Raw genomic sequence first — 17,823 nt, 5'->3', positions numbered from 1 at the left:
TTCCTTCTGTTTAATGTTCTATCCCGCTGTTTTTCAACGCCACTCGCTCGGCAATTTTGAGGAAAGGCAGGTAGAAGAATACACCAAATACGATGATTGCCAACTGCACCACCACCGCCCGCCAGTCCCCCGCCGTTGCCAGCCAGGCGCTCAGAATTGGCGGCGTGGTCCACGGGATCATCACCACGCAGCGCGACATTAATCCCAGCGTGGTGCAGAGCCAGGCGAAGTAAATGCCAATGGCGGGCAACAGGACAAACGGGATCATTAAAGGCAGGTTAAACACGATCGGCAGGCCGAAAATCACCGGCTCGTTGATGTTGAACAGACCCGGCGCCAGCGACAGACGTGCCACCTGTTTCGCCGATTGTTGCCGCGAGAAGATAAAAATGGCGATCAGCAGTGAAATGGTGCTACCGGTACCGCCCACCATGCCAAAGGTCGGCACGAAGATGTTGTTGATGATGTGCGGGATCGGCTGGCCGTTGGCAAAGGCCAGCATGTTCTCATTGGTGTTAATCAACAGGAACGGCTCCAGCACCACGCTGTTGACTACCGACTGATGAATACCCAGCGTGAAGAGGAAGTTACCAAAGCTGTAGATAAAAATCGTCCCCGGCAGGCTGGTATTGATGAGCCGCAGCGGCTGCTGGATAAAGGTGGTGATCAGGTGAATCAGATCCGTGTGCAATACGTTCGCCAGCAGCGCGGCCAGAACGGCAAACAGTGAGAGCGTCAGGATGGTTGGGATCAGGGCGCTAAAAGATTTACTGACCGCCGGCGGCACGTTTTCCCCCAGTGATATTTGCAGCGCCTTGAGCCGCGAGATGGCGATAAACAGCTCCGTCGAGAGCAAGCCAATCAGCACCCCGGCGAAAATCCCGGTCGAACCAATGTTGGCGAAGGTCAGCACTTGGGTGACATTCACCGTGGTGTCGCTGCCGATGGGCGTGAGCTGCAGACGCATCGGCATCATGATAATAAAGCTGCTGACAGCGATAACCACTGCCGAGACCGGATTGTCGAAATCCTTGTTGCGCGCCAGCGACCAGGCAATCATCGGCGCCAGCAGCAGCGCGGCGATATTCAGCGTGCCATTGATGATCGCCTCGCCCCATACCTTGAAGTGCGTGAGCGTGTCGCCGTCAAAAATCCATGGGAACACCACATTGTTCACCAGTACCGCCAGTCCGGCGAGGATGAAAATCGGCATCACCGTGGCGAAGGCATCGCGCAGGGAGCGAAGATGCACCTGGTTTGCCAGGCGCGCTGAGAACTCAACAAATTTATCGACAAAGGACTGCATATGCGGTGTGATTTTTGTTTCAGACATAGCGGATAGTTCCCATCAATCAGTCACAAAAACGGCCCGGCAGCGTACGGCTTACATCTCGCGTCCGTTGGTATGGATAACCTGTTTTAACCACGCGTAGCTCTTCTTCGGCACGCGTTTCAGGTCCTTAAGATCGTGGTTTTCACGGTTGACGTAGACCACGCCGTAGCGCTTACGCATGTCGCCCTGGGAGCTCAGAATGTCGATCAGACCCCAGCCGAGATACCCCATTACCTCTGCGCCATCCTCGAACATGGCGGCTTTCATGGCCTCGATATGCGCCCGGTGATAGTCGATGCGGTAGGTATCCTCAATCGGGTTCACGCCATCCCAGGATTCAATCACGCCAATGCCGTTTTCAATCGGGAACACCGGCATGCGCCAGTCGTTGGCGTAGCGGGTGATGATGGTGCGAAAACCGAGCGGATCGATCTGCCAGTTCCATTCGGTGGCTTTCAGGTACGGGTTATTTTTATCGCCGTACAGCAGGTAATTGTTCACCGGGGTTCCCTGCGGAATGGCATCGCTGTCCAGCGTTTTACTGGCGTAGTAGCTGAAGGCCATAAAGTCGTTTTGGGTTCTTGCGAACAGCGCCAGATCCTCGGCACGGTAGATATCGCCAAACCCTTCCTGCCCCACCACCGCCATCACCGCCGGGCTATAGCCCTGACCAGCAAAGACGCGCAGCAGGTTCTGGTTGAGGAATTCGTCGTACTGCTGGGCGCAGAAGATATCGCGCGGTTTGCAGGTGGCCGGGTAAACCAGCTGGTGTGCCAGCATACCGCCCATCAGCTGACCCGGTTTTGTCTGGTGCAGGTATTCGGTCAGCGTCATGTGCGCCACCATGGTGTGATGCTGCAACTCGTACAGCTCGCGCAGGGTTTTCTCACCTTTCATGTAGCCGGAAATACGAAACGCTTCCGGCATATGGAAGATGTTCTGTTCGTTGAAGGTCAGCCAGTACTTCACACGGTCGCCGAAGCAGTCGATCATCTTTTTGCCATAGCGGATAAAGGCCTCCATGACGCGACGATCGTTAAAGCCGTTGTACTCCTGCGCCAGCGCCAGCGGCATATCGAAGTGATAGAGGCAGATCATCGGCTCGATACCGCGGGCGATGAGATCGTTAATAAAGCGGTCGTAAAAGGCGATGCCCTCATCGTTGAACTCGCCGTCGCCCTGCGGACAGACCCGGCTCCAGGAGATTTGAAAGCGGTAGCAGTTCATGCCCAGATCCTGCATCAGGTCGAAATCTTCCCGGTAGCGGTGATAGGAATCGGTCGCCACTTTCCAGTCGGAGATGTTTTCCCCCGCTTCGCGAATGTCGTACACCGACATCCCCTTCCCGCCCTCATTCCATGCCCCTTCCGTCTGCATGCTGGATACCGAGTTGCCCCATAAAAAGTTGGCTGGCAGTGATTGATTCATGGTCTCTCCCTATATGACTAGTCATTTAAATTTCATGACTAGTCATATAGGCGAAGATGTAAAAGCGATCAAAGAGGAGGATCGAATTTTGTGAGCAGAGCGGGAAAAAAAGCCCCGGCAAACGACGCGCCGCCGGGGAAAGGAGGGTTATTGCTGTGCGAGCTGATTACGACGATATTCCCCCTGCCGCTCCAGCATCCAGCCCGGATATTCGCGCGGCAGTGCGCTGACGGCATCAAGCTGTTTCAGCTCGTCTTCGCTTAAACGGATCCCCGTTGCGGCGATGTTATCATCCAGTTGATCGACCCGTTTGGCACCAATAATGACGCTGGTCACCGCCTTCTGATGCAGCAGCCACGCCAGGGCGATTTGCGCGACGGAGACGCCTTTGCTTTCGGCAATAGTGCGCATCACATCCACACAATCGAAGGCGCGCTCTTTTTCCACCGGCGGGAAGTCAAACTCCAGACGACGGCCACCGGCTTCACTTTGCCCGTCGCGGCCATATTTCCCGCTCAGCAGGCCACCCGCCAGCGGGCTCCAGACCATCAGCCCGACGCCTTCGCTCTGCATCATTGGCACCAGTTCGCGCTCCAGATCACGTCCGGCGATGGTGTAATAGGCCTGCAGCGACGCGAAACGGGCCAGACCCAGTCGCTCGGAAATGCCCAGCGCTTTGGCGATCTGCCACGCGGCCCAGTTTGAGACACCGATGTAGCGCACGTGCCCATGCTGCACCAGGTTATCCAGGGCATAAAGCATCTCTTCCATCGGCGTTGCGGGGTCGAAACCGTGAAGCTGGTAGAGATCGATATGGTCGAGCTGCATACGGCGCAGGCTCTCTTTCACGCTGCTGATAATGTGATAGCGTGAGCTGCCGCGTGAGTTCACCCCCGCCGTGCCCGTTTCGCCAAACACTTTGGTGGCAACCACCACGTTTTCGCGCGGAATTTTCAGGTTCTTGAGTGCCTGGCCGGTGATCTCCTCCGAGCGGCCTTCGGAATAGACGTTCGCGGTGTCGATGAAGTTGATCCCGGCATCCAGCGCACGGCCCACCAGCTGCTCGGCTTCACTTTGCTGCAGCTGGCCAATCTTGCCCCACATGCCACCTTCACCGCCGAAGGTCATGGTGCCAAGGCACAGTTCAGAAACAAACAGACCGGTATTGCCCAGTTTTTGATAACGCATAAGATAGTCCTCACATGTCGTTTGATGGGTGCCTGATAGTTATACCCGCCCCCTGGCCAATGCGAATGTGGCGTTCCTGTCCGTTTCTTGCCCAATCCTCTGAATATTATCCGCGCGGGGCATTGCCAAAGACGGCGTAATCCGGTAACTGCACCTGCTGATAGGGCTCCCAGCCGCCGCCAAGCGCCTTATAGAGCGCCACCAGATCGAGCGCGCTTTGCACCTGCGCCTGGGCACGTTGCTGCTCGGCCTGTGCCAGCTGCCGTTGGGCGTCGAGCACGTCGATAAAGCTGGCAATTCCCTGCCGGTAGCTATCGCTGGCCAGATCGAAGGCGTTTTGCAGCGCATCGATGGTCTTCGCCAGACCCGCTTCACGCTGCTGATCGGTGCGGTAACTCACCAGCGCATTCTCAACATCCCCCAGCGCAGTCAGTACCGTCTGGCGATAATCCAGCACCGCCGCCCCCTGTTGCGCACGCGCCACTTTCACGCTGGAGACCAGTCTTCCGCCCTGGAAGATGGGAATGGAGACCTGCGGACCAAAACTGTAGAAGTGGCTGCTCCAGTCGGTGAGCCATTTGGATTCGCTGTTACGCAGGCCAAACTGCCCGGAAAGGGTAAAGCTCGGGAACAGCTCGGCCACCGACACGCCAATTTGCGCTGTGGCGGCATGGAGAGTCACTTCCGCTTCTCGCACGTCCGGACGACGTCGCGCCAGCGTGGATGGAATACCCGTTTGCACGATATCCGGCAGCGCAGGCATCGGCTGGGCGGACTGCAGTTCCACATCCAACGCCCCCGGCGGCTTGCCGAGCAGGATCGCCAGGCCGTTCATCGCCTGCCGCTCCTGCGCCTGATATTGCGGCAGTTGCGCTTCAAGGTTGCCCAGTTGCGCCCGCGCATTTTCTACGTCCATCTGCGGAGACAGCCCGCCCCGCTGGCGACTTTCGGTCAGATCCAGCGTTTGCTGCGCACTTTTAATCTGGGTGTTCAGCGTGGCAATAATGCTCTGCGCCCCGCGCAGCTGGAGCCAGGCGCGCGCCACTTCGGCTTCAAGGGAGACCAGCGCGTCGTTACGCTGCTCAATAGCGGCTTTCTGCTGCGCTTCAGCAGCTTCAACCTGACGGCGAACTTTACCCCAGAGATCAATCTCCCACTGGGCGTCGAAACTGCCCTGATAGAGGTTGATCGGCTGCGTCAGCGGTCCTAACGCACCCCTGAGTTCCGGATCGACGTTATCAAGCTGGTCGTAAACCCCATGAGACTTCAACTCACCTTCCAGGCCGAGCTGCTGGCGCGTCGCCTGCAGATTACCGTTGACCGACGGATAAAACGCCCCGCCCGCCTGGTTAATCTGTTCGCGCGCACCAGCGATGCGCAGCACCGTTTGTTGCAGGGACAAATTCCCGGCGATGGCGCGTTCAATCAGACTGTCGAGCTGCGGCGAGCCGAACGTTTTCCACCAGCGCGGGTTAGTCGCAGCGGAGGTGGTTTGTGATTTCACCGTGCTGTCGCCTTTATCGTTCCAGTGCGTGACGGCAGGCGGTGCAGGCGGCTGGTAATCCGGCCCCACGGCGCAACCTGCCAGCAGCATCATTATCATCAGGGGGTGTAAACGTCTGTGTATCATCAATGTGCTCCTGCACTCCCCTCGCTCTTAACCGGCGAGAGCAACAAACAAAACGGAATCAGGACCAGCGCCACCACGCTCAGAATGGTGAATACGTCGATATAGGCCAGGAAGCGCGACTGCTCAATCATGGTCTGGTACATGCGCCCGGTGGCAATGCCGGTCGGGTCGCCGACCTGAGTGGTAAAGTTCTGGATCGCCTGCGCGCTTTCGCGGATCGCCTGCTGGAACTGCTCGTTAAACGGCGAGGCGTGGTACGCAAGGTGCGCGCTGTGGGCCTGCGAGCGCTCGGTGATGGCCGCCGTGGAAAGCGATATGCCAATCGAGCCCGCAACGTTACGGAACATGGTGAACAGCGCCGCGGCATCCGCGTTCAGCCGCCTCGGGATAGAAATAAACGCAATGGTGGTCAGCGGGACAAACAGGAACCCCAGCCCAATCGACTGGGCGCTGCGGAACAGCACCAGCGTTTCGAAGTCGATATCCGGGGTGAGCGTGCGCGACCAGAAGAACGACACAGCCAGACAGGTAAAACCAAAGGCGATGATCCAGCGCGTCTGCACCACCGGCATCAGCTTCAGGACCAGCGGGATGGTCAATACAATCAACACTGCGCCGGGCGACAGCACCAGCCCGGACCAGGTGGCGGTATAGCCCAGATCCTGCTGCGCCAGCTGCGGGATCACCACCGAGCTGCCGTAAAGGATCATCGCCATCCCCGCCATCAGCAGGCTGGAGATGGTAAAGTTGCGGTCCTTCATGCAGTGCAGATCAACAACCGGTTTTTTGGCATACATCAGCCAGTAAATGGCGCCAATGATGCCGACCAGCGTTAACACCGCAAAGGTGCGAATAAAGTTCGAGTAGAACCAGTCATCATCCTCGCCCCGGTCGAGCATCACCTGCAGACAGCCGAGGCCAAGCGCGATCAGGCCGATCCCCGTCCAGTCGATAGTCAGCTTCTCTTTGGCTTTACTCTCCCAGGGTGGATCTTCCAGCAGCTGGTAGATCGCCAGCACCGTCACTATCCCCACCGGGATGTTGATAAAGAACACCCAGCGCCAGGAGTAGTTGTCAGTGATCCAGCCCCCGAGCGTCGGGCCGAGTACCGGCGCAACGATAATGGCGATGGAGGAGAGACCAAACGCTTTGCCCCTGTCTTCCGGTTTAAAGTAGTCAAGCAGCACCGACTGCTGCGTGGGCTGCAGGCCGCCGCCAAAAAAGCCCTGCATCACACGGAACAAGATGATTTGCCACAGCTCGGTGGCGATCCCGCACAGGAACGAGCAGACGGTAAACATCACGATGCAAATCAGGAAGAACTGCTTGCGGCCAAACACCCGGCTGAGAAACGCCGAGATGGGCAGGACGATGCCGTTAGCCACCAGGTAGCTGGTTAATACCCAGGTGGACTCGTCATAGCTGGACGAGAGCGAACCCGCCACGTGCGGCAGCGCCACGTTGACGATGGTGGTGTCGAGGATCTCCATAAACACCGCCAGCGTGACGACAATCGCCACCGCCCACGGATTGCTGGCGGGCTTCCAGTTGTCGTGGCTGTGATCCGTCATTCCACGGTGACCTTCGGTTCCACCGACAGCCCCAGCGGCAGCGGTTTGTTCGGATCCAGCCCTTTATCAATCACAATTTTCACCGGCACGCGCTGGACAATTTTAACAAAGTTGCCGGTGGCGTTTTCCGACGGGAACGCCGAGAAACGCGAGCCGCTGCCCTGCTGGATACTGTCGACATGGCCTTCAAGCGCCATATCTGGCCAGGCATCGACGGACACCTCCACCTTATCGCCTGGCTTCATGCGCTCAAGCTGAGACTCTTTAAAGTTGGCCACCACCCAGACGTTGGGTGAGACCAGCGAGAACAGCGCCGTGCCCGCCTGCACCAGCGTACCCGGCTGCACGTTGCGCTTAGTGACAAACCCGTCGAACGGGGCGCGAACTTCGGTGTAAGAGAGGTTGAGGTTAGCGGTTTCCAGCTGCGCTTTAGCCTGATCGACCTGGCGCTCACGCGCTTCGACGTTGGTCTCCTGCTGGCGGATTTGCAGCTGTACCTGCTCCGCCACTTCCAGCTGGGCCTGCGCACTTGCCAGAGCGGCCTGTGCACTTCGCAGCTGGGCGTTGGCGGAATCAATGCTTTGTTGGGTGGTGGCACGCGGATCGACCCCGCGCTGGCGGCGATACTCCGCCTGCGCGTTGGCGAGGTCTGCCTGCGCTTTCAGCACCTGCGCTTTGGCTTCGTCGCGCTGGGCGGGGTATTGCACTTTCGAGAGCGCCAGCTGTGCCTGGGCCTGATGCAGCTGCGCAATAGCCAGGCCAAGCTGGGCCTGAGCCTGATCGCGCTGGGCGGTGGTATCACGCGGATCGATAACCACCAGCAGATCGCCCTTTTTCACGCGCTGGTTATCACGCACATGTAACGCCGTGACATAACCCGCCGTTTTAGGGGCAATCGTCACCACATCGCCGTCGGTAAAGGCGTCGTCAGTTGTCTCTTCGTTACGGGTTAAAAACCACCAGACCAGCGCCACGATGACCATCACCACCACGACAATGCCGAGGATAATTAACGGTTTTTTGCCCGGACGCTTACGCTCATTATTGTTTTTGTCCTGCTCGTCAGCAGGCGGGTTTTGTTCTTCAGCCATAGTTCAGCAACGGTCCTGTCAGTGAGCGGCATCACACTATGCCGTTCACTAAAACTAGGACGTTGCTATACGTTTGCCAGGAAAAACTGACAAATTGCGCACTATATGAGAAGGAATAATCCGAAACCGATCGCCGCAGCCCAGAGCAGCATGGGGATCGACCAGAGATGGAAGCGCCACCAGATGCGGCGATCGTTCGCCATCCGCAGGGCAATCAGGTTGGCCAGCGAGCCGGGCAGCAGACCAAACCCGCCGATGTTAACCGCCCAGGCCAGAAGCGAGTCCGGCGGAACATAGTTGAGCAGTAAAATGGTAGAAGGCACGTTGCTGATGACCTGCGAGAGGCCAATCGCCGTCAGCCACAGCCCCGGCTGAGACAGACCGCTGACGCTGTGCAGCACGTGTTGCAGCACCGGGAGCTGGATAAGCAGATGCACGTCGATGAACATCACCATAAAGACCAGCAACAGCGTCCAGTCCACGCTCACCAGCACGCGTCGCGCCAGCACGACAAAACCAGCCGCCACGAGCAGCACGCCCGCCAGTTCATACCGCAGCTCCAGCGCAAACAGAAAGACGATATACAGCCCCAGGCAGCTCCAGACCAGACGAGGCTGCCACTGCGGGCCGGTTGTGCCGCTGTGGTATTGCAGTTTTTTATCCGGGAAGGCAAACCAGCAGACCGCCAGCAGCGACGCCATCATCACCAGCGCCAGCGGCGCCATCTGCCAGGTAAAGGCGGCGAACGATAACCCTGAACGTCCCCAGAGCAGAATGTTTTGCGGGTTACCAATAGGGGTTAACAGCGAGCCCGCGTTGACGGCCAGCGCTTCAAAGATGATCAACCGGCTCACCGGGATCTCGCACAGCTTACGCAGGGTGAGCGTCAGCGGCACGATGATAAACAGCGCCACATCGTTGGTGAGAAAGGTCGACAGCACCGCGGCGGAGAACACCATAAACAACGACAGCCTGCGTTCGGTGGCAAACCGGCGCACCATTTTGCGCCCCAGCACGTCAAAGTAGCCGCTCAGCTCCACCCCTTTGGTGAGCATCATTAACCCGCTCAGGGTAATGATAGTGCGCCAGTCAATCGCCGCAGGCCAGGCCTGGGGCGCAAACGGCACAAAAAGGCTTAAACCTACACCAATAATCAATAAGAGATGAAAGAAGCGATCGCGCGTGAGGGCCTGCAGTCCAGGGATTTTCATTCAGCGGAGGAACCATATTTAAGCGTAAACTCACGAAACTTCACCAGCGTCTCTTCGCTGACATGGTGTTCCATTCCTTCCGCATCCCGACGGGCAATCTCCGGGCTTACGCCCAGCACCAGCAAAAAGTTCTCCACCAGCTGGTGGCGCTCGCGGCTCTCCTGCGCCAGCTTCTCCCCTTCCGGCGTCAGAAAGACGCCGCGCCACGGGATCATTTCGATTAAGCCGACGGAGGCCAGACGTTTTAACATCTTCGCAACGGTTGGCTGCGAAACCCCCAGCCTGGCCGCCATATCAACCTGACGTGCTTCCCCGACCTCGCGAATCAGATCGGAAATCAGCTCAACATAATCATCAATCAGTTCACGTCGGTGGGCTTCACGCACCTGACGAAAACCTTCGACGTGCTCTTCCACATTCACCAGTTGCGTCGTTTTTCTGATTGTTGGCTTACCTGCGCGACGGTTCATTGTACTTCCTCAGTGGGGTGACGCTTCCAGCGCCCGGTATCGAGAGCGCACATTGTAAACCATACCTCTACAAGCACAAAAAATTAACGAAATAGCCATAGCTATACAATATAGCCTGTGCTATATCTGTATGTAATGCAGTCACCCTTCACGGATCGAAGGGATCAAAAATCAGGAGGTCTTATGAACGAATTCAAGAGGTGTATGACCGTGTTTACTCACTCCCCCTTCAGGGTGCGCTTAATGCTGTTGAACATGCTGTGCGATATGTTTAACAACAAGCCACATCAGGACGACAAACCTTCCCACTAAGCGGCGTTGCGGTACGCCGCTTCATTTTGCCGTCATATTCCCGCTGTAAACTGGCCTCCGGCCGCCCTATTCCCGGTTTTTTTTACGGATTTGCAATCCTCTTCGCAAAACATCTGCTTAGCAACGGTTGATATTATTTAGCGCTCGCACTATCTTCTTGCAGCCCTGCACAATTTGCGGCTCGCTGAAGCGGACCCTCATTCCCTCTCCACGCACTGTCAGGCAGGTTATGACCCTTGACGCCAGGGTGAGCACATGGCGTTTTTATGCATGATAGTGACCTATGAATTTAACCCTGATAGACACCGTTGTTACGCGCAGTCGGGCCTTAAGTCCGTGGACGGCATTCTACTTTTTACAATCCTTGCTGATTAACTTTGCGCTGGGTTACCCCTTCAGCCTGCTGTATGCCGTTGCGTTTACCTGCATTCTGCATTTGCTGTGGCGTACCGCGCCGCGCGCGCAAAAAACGTTAGTGGGCATCTGCTCCCTGATTGCAGCGCTCTATTTCCCGTTTGGTCAGGCTTACGGTTCGCCAAACTTTAATACCCTGCTGGCGCTGCACTCGACCAACATGGAAGAGTCGACCGAGATCCTGACGATCTTCCCGTGGTACAGCTACGTGGTCGGCCTCTTTATTTTTGCGCTTGGCGTTATAGCGGTGCGTCGTAAACCCGAAGAGAAAAAAGCGTGGGGAAAAATAGAGACGCTGTGCCTGGCATTCAGCGTAGTGACCTTCTTTGTCACCCCCGTGCAAAACCTGGCCTGGGGCGGCGTGTTCAAGCTGAAGGATACCGGCTACCCGGTGTTCCGCTTTGTAAAAGACGTTGTCGTTAATAACCAGGAAGTTCTCGACGAGCAGGCGCGAATGGCTGAGCTCTCCAATATGAAAGACACCTGGAACGTGCTGGCGGTGAAGCCGAAGTACCATACCTATGTGGTCGTCATCGGCGAAAGCGCACGCCGCGATGCGATGGGCGCGTTCGGCGGACACTGGGATAACACGCCGTTCGCCAGCTCCGTCAACGGTACCCTGTTTACCGATTATATTGCGGCCAGCGGCTCGACGCAGAAATCGCTCGGCCTGACCCTGAACCGCGTTGTCGACGGCAAACCACAGTATCAGGATAACTTTGTCACGCTGGCAAACCGTGCCGGTTTTCAGACGTGGTGGTTCTCTAATCAGGGGCAAATTGGCGAATACGATACCGCCATTGCCAGCATCGCGAAGCGTGCCGATGAAGTGCAGTTCCTGAAAAACGGGGATTTTGAAGCCGATAAAAATACCAAAGACGAAGCATTGCTCAAGATGACGGCACAGGTTTTTGCCACGCAGCGCACGCAGCCACAACTGATCGTCCTGCACCTGATGGGTTCGCACCCTCAGGCCTGTGACCGCACGCAGGGGAAATACGCCGAGTTTGTGCAATCTAAAGAGACCTCTTGCTATCTGTACACCATGACGCAAACCGACGAACTGCTCAGCAAGCTGTACGATCAGCTACGTAATACGGGTGAGAGTTTCTCGATGGTTTATTTCTCGGATCACGGGCTGGCGTTTAAAGAGCGCGGTAAAGAGGTGCAGTATCTGGCGCACGACGATAAATTCCAGCAAAACTTCCAGGTACCGTTTATGGTGTTATCGAGTGATGACAAGAAGCATCGTATTATCACCGCGCGCCGCTCGGCCAATGATTTCCTGACGTTCTTCTCGCAGTGGACGGGGATTTCAGCAGAGCAGATCAAAAATGCTTACCCGTTTATCTCAAACAAGAAAGCTCCCCCAGTGTACGTTACCAACTTCAAGTTACAGAAAGTTGACTATAACCATTTGGGTACGGATATTTTCGATATAAAGAGTAAGTAAGCTGTGCGGTCTGATGCCCCCATCCTGGCCCTCTCTCACAGGAGAGGGAAAAAACACTAAAAACGGCAACCCTTGGTTGCCGTTTTGCTTTTACCATGCAAAAAAAAATCCGCCACATGGGCGGATTTTTTACTGGCTCACCGAAGTGATTAGAAGCGGTAACCTACGCCCGCGATCCAGGTGCCAACGTCAACGTTGCGGATACGGCTCTGCTCATAGGAGAAGTCCAGAGCAACGTCTTCGATTGGGTTGAACTGCAGACCCGCGCCATAGGAGAAGCCGTAGTCGCTGTTGCTTGCTGTGCGGTTCAGACCCTGGTTTTCGGTCTGCTGGAATTTACCGTAGCCAACACCTACAACACCGTAGATGCTTGCCCAGTCGTTGATACGGTAAGCTGGACCAGCGGTGATGCCGTAGTACTGGCCTTTGTTGTATGCGCCGTTTTCAGAACGATCTTTCTCGGTGTAGGTGAAAGAACCGATCACGCCCAGTGGGTTGTTATCCTGCTCGTAACGATACTTCAGGTTGAAACCGTTAGCTTTGTTCATTACGCCCTGCATATCGCTCTGAGCGTAACCACCGGTAACAGTGGAAGTAGCAGCTACAGCGGTACCTGCGGAAACAGCCAGTACAGCGGCCAGTGCTGAAAGACATGCAATTTTTTTCATAACCACCTCAAATGTGCTTCAAGTAAATCCGTAAGTTTTAAATATATCAAAAAAATTTGCGAAACTCTTTGTGATTCGTGATGTCTAACGGGACCTTTCCTGTAACAGAACGTTTCCAGCATCAGTTATCTTGTTCAAATCACAAAGGATTTCTGTTGCTAAATACTCATACTGCGCGTCAACGCCGTTACATTCATCCAGATTATTCCTAATCTGACAGGCGATAAAACCAGCAACGCTTATCCATTTTACGGATTTTCCCTGGTTTTTTTTCAACAGTAGCTCAACCGTTGCGCCATATTTCAATTACACTGCGGCTTTTACCCTATTTGACAAAAATTGACAGGAGAAAGGATGCCAGGGATATCCCGCACGTCATCGGTCTGGATGCCGGTTGCTGTAATTCTGATTGCGATGCTGTCTATACAGAGTGGCGCGTCCCTCGCGAAATCGCTCTTTCCACTGGTAGGCGCACCGGGGGTGACTGCCCTGCGTATCGCTTTGGGTACCCTGATCCTCGTGGTCATTTTTAAACCCTGGCGGTTGCGCGTCAAAAAAGAGCAGCGCCTCCCGCTGCTTTTCTACGGGCTGGCGCTGGGGGCCATGAATTATATGTTCTATCTCTCTATCCAGACCATTCCGCTGGGGATTGCCGTCGCGCTGGAATTTACCGGCCCGCTGGCGGTGGCCCTTTTCTCCTCCCGACGGCCTGTCGATTTTATCTGGGTGGTGTTAGCCGTTCTGGGGTTGTGGTTCCTCTTGCCGCTTGGCCAGAGCGTCTCTGAAATCGACCTGACGGGTGCCGCGCTGGCTCTGGGCGCCGGAGCCTGCTGGGCAGTGTATATCCTCACGGGTCAGCGCGCCGGCGAAGAGCACGGCCCGGCGACCGTGGCGCTGGGCTCGCTCATTGCCGCCATCATCTTTGTTCCGCTGGGTATGGCTCAGGCGACGGACTCTATCTGGCAGTGGTCAGTAATGCCGGTGGGTTTTGCTGTCGCCATCCTCTCAACGGCTCTGCCTTATTCACTGGAGATGATTGCCCTCACGCGGCTGCCGACGCGCATCTTCGGTACCCTGATGAGCATGGAGCCTGCACTGGCCGCCATCTCCGGTATGGTATTCCTTGGGGAAACCCTCACCTTTACCCAGACGCTGGCGCTGTGCTCCATTATTGCGGCGTCGATGGGGTCAACGCTCACCATGCGCCCTGAGCCAAAAGTTGAGAAAGTGGACATCCGCTAATACCGTATATTCTGCATGGCCTCGGTGCCATGCAGAATAAAGGCCAGTTCTGTATTATTTATAATTTCTTACATTCTTCGTCATCGAAAAGTCATATTTCTCTCGCCCTTAATGGGAAATAGAGAATTAAGATTGATCTGTGTCAATTTTAAAAAATACCATATGGTTCAACCAGTTAATAATTCAACTCCCTTCTTGCTATTAAACCAATAGGCACAGCCAAACCGCAGGGAAAAAATCCGGTGCTATACTTAGTTCCGTAATTACCTGGGACATAAACATCAAGAGGATATGAGATTATGAGTACCGCTAAACTGGTGAAAACGAAAGCGTCTAATCTGCTTTATACCCGTAACGATGTATCGGACAGCGACAAAAAAGCAACGATTGAGTTGCTGAATCGCCAGGTGATCCAGTTCATCGATCTTTCGCTGATCACCAAACAGGCCCACTGGAATATGCGCGGTGCAAACTTTATTGCCGTTCATGAAATGCTGGATGGCTTCCGCACAGCACTGGTCACCCACCTGGACACCATGGCCGAACGCGCCGTGCAGTTAGGCGGTGTGGCGTTGGGTACCACGCAGGTGATTAACAGCAAAACGCCACTGAAAAGCTATCCGCTGGATATTCACACCGTTCAGGATCACCTGAAAGAGCTGGCAGACCGTTATGCGATTGTGGCTAACGACGTGCGTAAAGCAATTAGCCAGGCTAAAGACGAAGATACTGCGGATATCTTCACCGCCGCGTCTCGCGACCTGGATCAATTCCTGTGGTTTATCGAATCTAACATCGAATAATCCATACGAATTTTCTATCAAACCCTCGCCTCTGGTGAGGGTTTTGCACATTTATGGTGCACACTTTTCCACTGAGACGCTGCAAACGTGAAAGAAATGTAATAATCACCTCACACAACCGTTAACGGAAGATTGTTTTTTCATCATTATTTGCGCTAAATATCTCCCCGTCAGTTGAGCCAAACGACGCGCACCAAAACGGTGCTCCACCTTGGTGCAATCAGACATCATTGCCACGCTTATTGTGCAATGCATGACATCCTCCCCTTTGCAAAACAACAGCTTGTAAAGTTGGCACGATTTTTTCATTGTGCCTGTCGTTCTCGCAGGGGATCGCCCCGTGGATATAAAAGGAAATGCTATGAAGTCTGTATTAAAAGTTTCACTGGCTGCACTTACCCTGGCTTTTGCGGTCTCTTCTCAGGCCGCCGATAAACTGGTTGTAGCCACCGACACGGCGTTTGTTCCGTTTGAATTCAAACAGGGTGATAAATACGTTGGTTTTGATGTGGATCTGTGGGCCGCAATCGCAAAAGAACTCAAACTGGATTACACCCTGAAGCCAATGGACTTCAGCGGTATCATCCCGGCACTGCAAACCAAAAACGTAGACCTGGCCCTGGCAGGCATCACCATTACTGATGAGCGTAAAAAAGCGATCGACTTCTCTGACGGCTACTACAAAAGCGGCCTGCTGGTGATGGTCAAAGCTGACAATAACGACGTTAAAAGCGTGAAAGATCTCGACGGTAAAGTGGTGGCGGTGAAGAGCGGCACCGGCTCCGTTGATTACGCGAAAGCGAACATCAAAACCAAAGATCTGCGCCAGTTCCCGAACATCGATAACGCCTATATGGAACTTGGCACCAACCGTGCTGACGCGGTTCTGCACGATACGCCTAACATCCTCTATTTCATCAAAACCGCAGGCAACGGTAAGTTCAAAGCGGTCGGTGAGTCTCTGGAAGCACAGCAGTACGGTATTGCCTTCCCGAAAGGCAGCGACGACCTGCGTACGAAAGTTAACGGTGCGCTGAAAACCCTGAAAGAGAACGGCACGTATAACGAAATCTACAAAAAATGGTTCGGTACCGAGCCTAAATAATTTTACCTGAATTCAGGTTTGTAACGCCCGGTGACGCTCATGCTTGCCGGGCCTACGTTTTTCGTTTTTCACCACGGTATACAGGAATACATCATGCAGTTTGACTGGAGCGCCATCTGGCCTGCCATTCCTCTCTTGCTTGAAGGCGCTAAAATGACCCTGTGGATTTCGGTCCTCGGTCTGGTTGGCGGGTTGATTATCGGTCTTGTCGCCGGTTTCGCCCGCACCTACGGTGGCTGGATTGCAAACCACATCGCACTGGTTTTCATCGAAGTGATCCGCGGCACGCCTATTGTCGTACAGGTCATGTTCATCTACTTCGCCCTGCCAATGGCCTTCACCGACCTGCGCATCGACCCGTTCAGCGCCGCCGTCGTGACCATTATGATCAACTCAGGTGCCTACATCGCGGAAATTACGCGCGGTGCGGTGCTGTCGATTCATAAAGGCTTCAGTGAAGCGGGTCTGGCGTTAGGTCTTTCGCGTCGCGAAACCATCCGTCACGTAATTCTGCCTCTGGCGCTGCGCCGCATGCTGCCGCCGCTGGGCAACCAGTGGATCATCAGTATCAAAGACACGTCGCTGTTCATCGTTATTGGCGTTGCTGAACTGACCCGCCAGGGCCAGGAGATCATTGCTGGCAACTTCCGTGCGCTGGAAATCTGGAGTGCGGTAGCCGTTGTCTACCTGATTATCACTCTGGTTCTGAGCTTCGTTCTGCGTCGTCTTGAAAGAAGGATGAAAATCCTGTGATTGAATTTAAAAACGTATCCAAGCACTTTGGTCCAACCCAGGTGCTGCACAATATCGATCTGAGCATCAAACAGGGTGAAGTGGTTGTGATTATCGGGCCCTCTGGCTCCGGTAAATCCACGCTGCTGCGCTGCATCAATAAGCTGGAAGAGATCACCAGTGGCGATCTGATCGTCGATGGTCTGAAAGTGAATGATCCGAAAGTGGATGACCGTCTGATTCGTCAGGAAGCGGGCATGGTGTTCCAGCAGTTTTACCTGTTCCCGCACCTGACGGCGCTGGAAAACGTGATGTTTGGCCCGCTGCGCGTACGCGGTGCCAACAAAGCGGCGGCGGAAGCGCTGGCTAAAGATCTGCTGGCGAAAGTGGGCCTCGCAGAACGTGCTCACCACTACCCTTCAGAACTTTCCGGTGGACAACAGCAGCGTGTGGCTATCGCCCGCGCGCTGGCGGTTAAACCGAAAATGATGCTGTTTGATGAGCCAACCTCCGCACTCGACCCGGAGCTGCGCCACGAGGTGCTGAAAGTCATGCAGGATCTGGCCGAAGAAGGCATGACGATGGTGATCGTGACCCACGAAATCGGCTTCGCTGAGAAAGTGGCATCCCGCCTTATCTTCATTGATAAAGGCCGTATCGCAGAAGACGGTAACCCGCAGGCGCTGATTGCAAACCCGCCAAGCCAGCGTTTGCAGGAGTTCCTGCAGCACGTCTCCTGATTACCAGACCTCTGAAATGCAAAGCCGGGCATGCCCGGCTTTTTTACGCCAGATTGTTCCCAAAACACGCCCTTCGCTCCCTGCCCTCTATACTTATCATTTTGTTCGACATTTTCACCGGAGGGCACCGTGCCGTGGATCCTGCTGTTGTTGCTTAGCTTGTTTAGTGCGCCATCGATAGCCGTTGCTATCCCCGGCGTCACCACCGGAACGTCCACTGCGCAGCAAAAAACGCCTCCACCGGAACCGGATGCAGAAGAGAAAAAAGCCGCCTACAGTGCCCTTGCCGATGTGCTGGAAAACGACACCTCCCGGCAAGAGTTAGTCGATCAGCTGCGAAAAATTGCCGCCACACCGCCCCAGGAGCCCGTTCCAACCATCACCCCGCCGCCGGTAGAAGAGCAAAAAACGGTGCTGGAAAATGTGACTGAG

Annotated in this window: 16 protein-coding genes and 1 pseudogene; 8 read left to right on the top strand and 9 right to left on the bottom strand. The window is 55.1% G+C overall.

What is annotated here, in order from left to right; translation table 11 throughout:
• Nucleotides 1-10: 10 nt before the first annotated feature.
• From AK59_RS0112045 to mntR, 8 genes are all read right to left on the bottom strand, one after another.
• The gene (locus AK59_RS0112045) at nucleotides 11-1,333 is read right to left on the bottom strand and encodes a PTS sugar transporter subunit IIC (protein ID WP_029882862.1); all 1,323 of its coding nucleotides are present in this window, start codon (nucleotides 1,331-1,333) and stop codon (nucleotides 11-13) included.
• A 51-nt stretch (nucleotides 1,334-1,384) separates the two neighbouring features.
• The gene (locus AK59_RS0112040; RefSeq protein ID WP_029882861.1) at nucleotides 1,385-2,761 is read right to left on the bottom strand and encodes a glycoside hydrolase family 1 protein; all 1,377 of its coding nucleotides are present in this window, start codon (nucleotides 2,759-2,761) and stop codon (nucleotides 1,385-1,387) included.
• Between the two features lie 147 nt (nucleotides 2,762-2,908).
• Nucleotides 2,909-3,949, bottom strand: coding sequence for an aldo/keto reductase (locus AK59_RS0112035; protein WP_029882860.1), 1,041 nt, complete (start codon nucleotides 3,947-3,949; stop codon nucleotides 2,909-2,911).
• Between the two features lie 106 nt (nucleotides 3,950-4,055).
• Nucleotides 4,056-5,579, bottom strand: coding sequence for an efflux transporter outer membrane subunit (locus AK59_RS0112030; RefSeq protein ID WP_029882859.1), 1,524 nt, complete (start codon nucleotides 5,577-5,579; stop codon nucleotides 4,056-4,058).
• Complete coding sequence (locus AK59_RS0112025; protein WP_029882858.1) at nucleotides 5,579-7,150, bottom strand: DHA2 family efflux MFS transporter permease subunit; 1,572 nt, start codon at nucleotides 7,148-7,150, stop codon at nucleotides 5,579-5,581. Before AK59_RS0112025 ends, AK59_RS0112030 begins: the two co-directional genes overlap by 1 nt.
• Nucleotides 7,147-8,241 (bottom strand): HlyD family secretion protein, encoded by a 1,095-nt coding sequence (locus AK59_RS0112020; RefSeq protein WP_029882857.1) that lies wholly within the window; start codon nucleotides 8,239-8,241, stop codon nucleotides 7,147-7,149. Before AK59_RS0112020 ends, AK59_RS0112025 begins: the two co-directional genes overlap by 4 nt.
• 101 nt (nucleotides 8,242-8,342) lie before the next feature.
• A complete protein-coding gene (locus tag AK59_RS0112015) occupies nucleotides 8,343-9,452 on the bottom strand; it encodes an anion transporter (RefSeq protein WP_029882856.1) in 1,110 nt (369 codons plus the stop codon).
• Nucleotides 9,449-9,922, bottom strand: a complete 474-nt coding sequence (gene mntR, locus AK59_RS0112010; protein ID WP_013097457.1) for a manganese-binding transcriptional regulator MntR — start codon at nucleotides 9,920-9,922, stop codon at nucleotides 9,449-9,451. Before mntR ends, AK59_RS0112015 begins: the two co-directional genes overlap by 4 nt.
• 183 nt (nucleotides 9,923-10,105) lie before the next feature.
• On the opposite strand from mntR, the gene mntS reads away from it, so the two are divergent.
• Nucleotides 10,106-10,234, top strand: coding sequence for a manganase accumulation protein MntS (mntS, locus tag AK59_RS01000000123715; protein WP_013097458.1), 129 nt, complete (start codon nucleotides 10,106-10,108; stop codon nucleotides 10,232-10,234).
• Nucleotides 10,235-10,517: 283 nt separating this feature from the next.
• The gene (locus AK59_RS0112000; protein WP_013097459.1) at nucleotides 10,518-12,101 is read left to right on the top strand and encodes a phosphoethanolamine transferase; all 1,584 of its coding nucleotides are present in this window, start codon (nucleotides 10,518-10,520) and stop codon (nucleotides 12,099-12,101) included.
• Nucleotides 12,102-12,250: 149 nt separating this feature from the next.
• On the opposite strand, the gene ompX is transcribed toward AK59_RS0112000, so the two are convergent.
• Nucleotides 12,251-12,769: an outer membrane protein OmpX gene (ompX, locus tag AK59_RS0111995; protein ID WP_013097460.1), complete on the bottom strand. Its 519-nt coding sequence runs from the start codon at nucleotides 12,767-12,769 to the stop codon at nucleotides 12,251-12,253.
• Nucleotides 12,770-13,123: 354 nt separating this feature from the next.
• On the opposite strand from ompX, the gene rhtA reads away from it, so the two are divergent.
• The 6 genes and pseudogenes from rhtA to AK59_RS0111965 form a co-directional block, all read left to right on the top strand.
• Nucleotides 13,124-14,011, top strand: a complete 888-nt coding sequence (gene rhtA / locus AK59_RS0111990; protein WP_013097462.1) for a threonine/homoserine exporter RhtA — start codon at nucleotides 13,124-13,126, stop codon at nucleotides 14,009-14,011.
• Between the two features lie 299 nt (nucleotides 14,012-14,310).
• Nucleotides 14,311-14,814, top strand: a complete 504-nt coding sequence (dps, locus tag AK59_RS0111985; RefSeq protein WP_013097463.1) for a DNA starvation/stationary phase protection protein Dps — start codon at nucleotides 14,311-14,313, stop codon at nucleotides 14,812-14,814.
• A gap of 361 nt (nucleotides 14,815-15,175) precedes the next feature.
• Nucleotides 15,176-15,919 (top strand): glutamine ABC transporter substrate-binding protein GlnH, encoded by a 744-nt coding sequence (gene glnH, locus AK59_RS0111980; RefSeq protein WP_013097464.1) that lies wholly within the window; start codon nucleotides 15,176-15,178, stop codon nucleotides 15,917-15,919.
• A gap of 93 nt (nucleotides 15,920-16,012) precedes the next feature.
• Nucleotides 16,013-16,672, top strand: coding sequence for a glutamine ABC transporter permease GlnP (gene glnP, locus AK59_RS0111975; protein WP_003858462.1), 660 nt, complete (start codon nucleotides 16,013-16,015; stop codon nucleotides 16,670-16,672).
• Entirely contained in the window at nucleotides 16,669-17,391 is a 723-nt protein-coding gene (gene glnQ, locus AK59_RS0111970; protein WP_013097465.1) for a glutamine ABC transporter ATP-binding protein GlnQ, read from the top strand. Before glnP ends, glnQ begins: the two co-directional genes overlap by 4 nt.
• 129 nt (nucleotides 17,392-17,520) lie before the next feature.
• Nucleotides 17,521-17,823, top strand: a pseudogene (locus AK59_RS0111965) (mechanosensitive channel protein); the annotation flags it as partial.

Source organism: Enterobacter sp. T1-1 (genome assembly GCF_000710795.1).
In the GTDB taxonomy this organism is placed as follows: Bacteria; Pseudomonadota; Gammaproteobacteria; order Enterobacterales; family Enterobacteriaceae; genus Enterobacter; species Enterobacter cloacae.
This window is presented reverse-complemented; position numbering and strand designations above follow the sequence as displayed.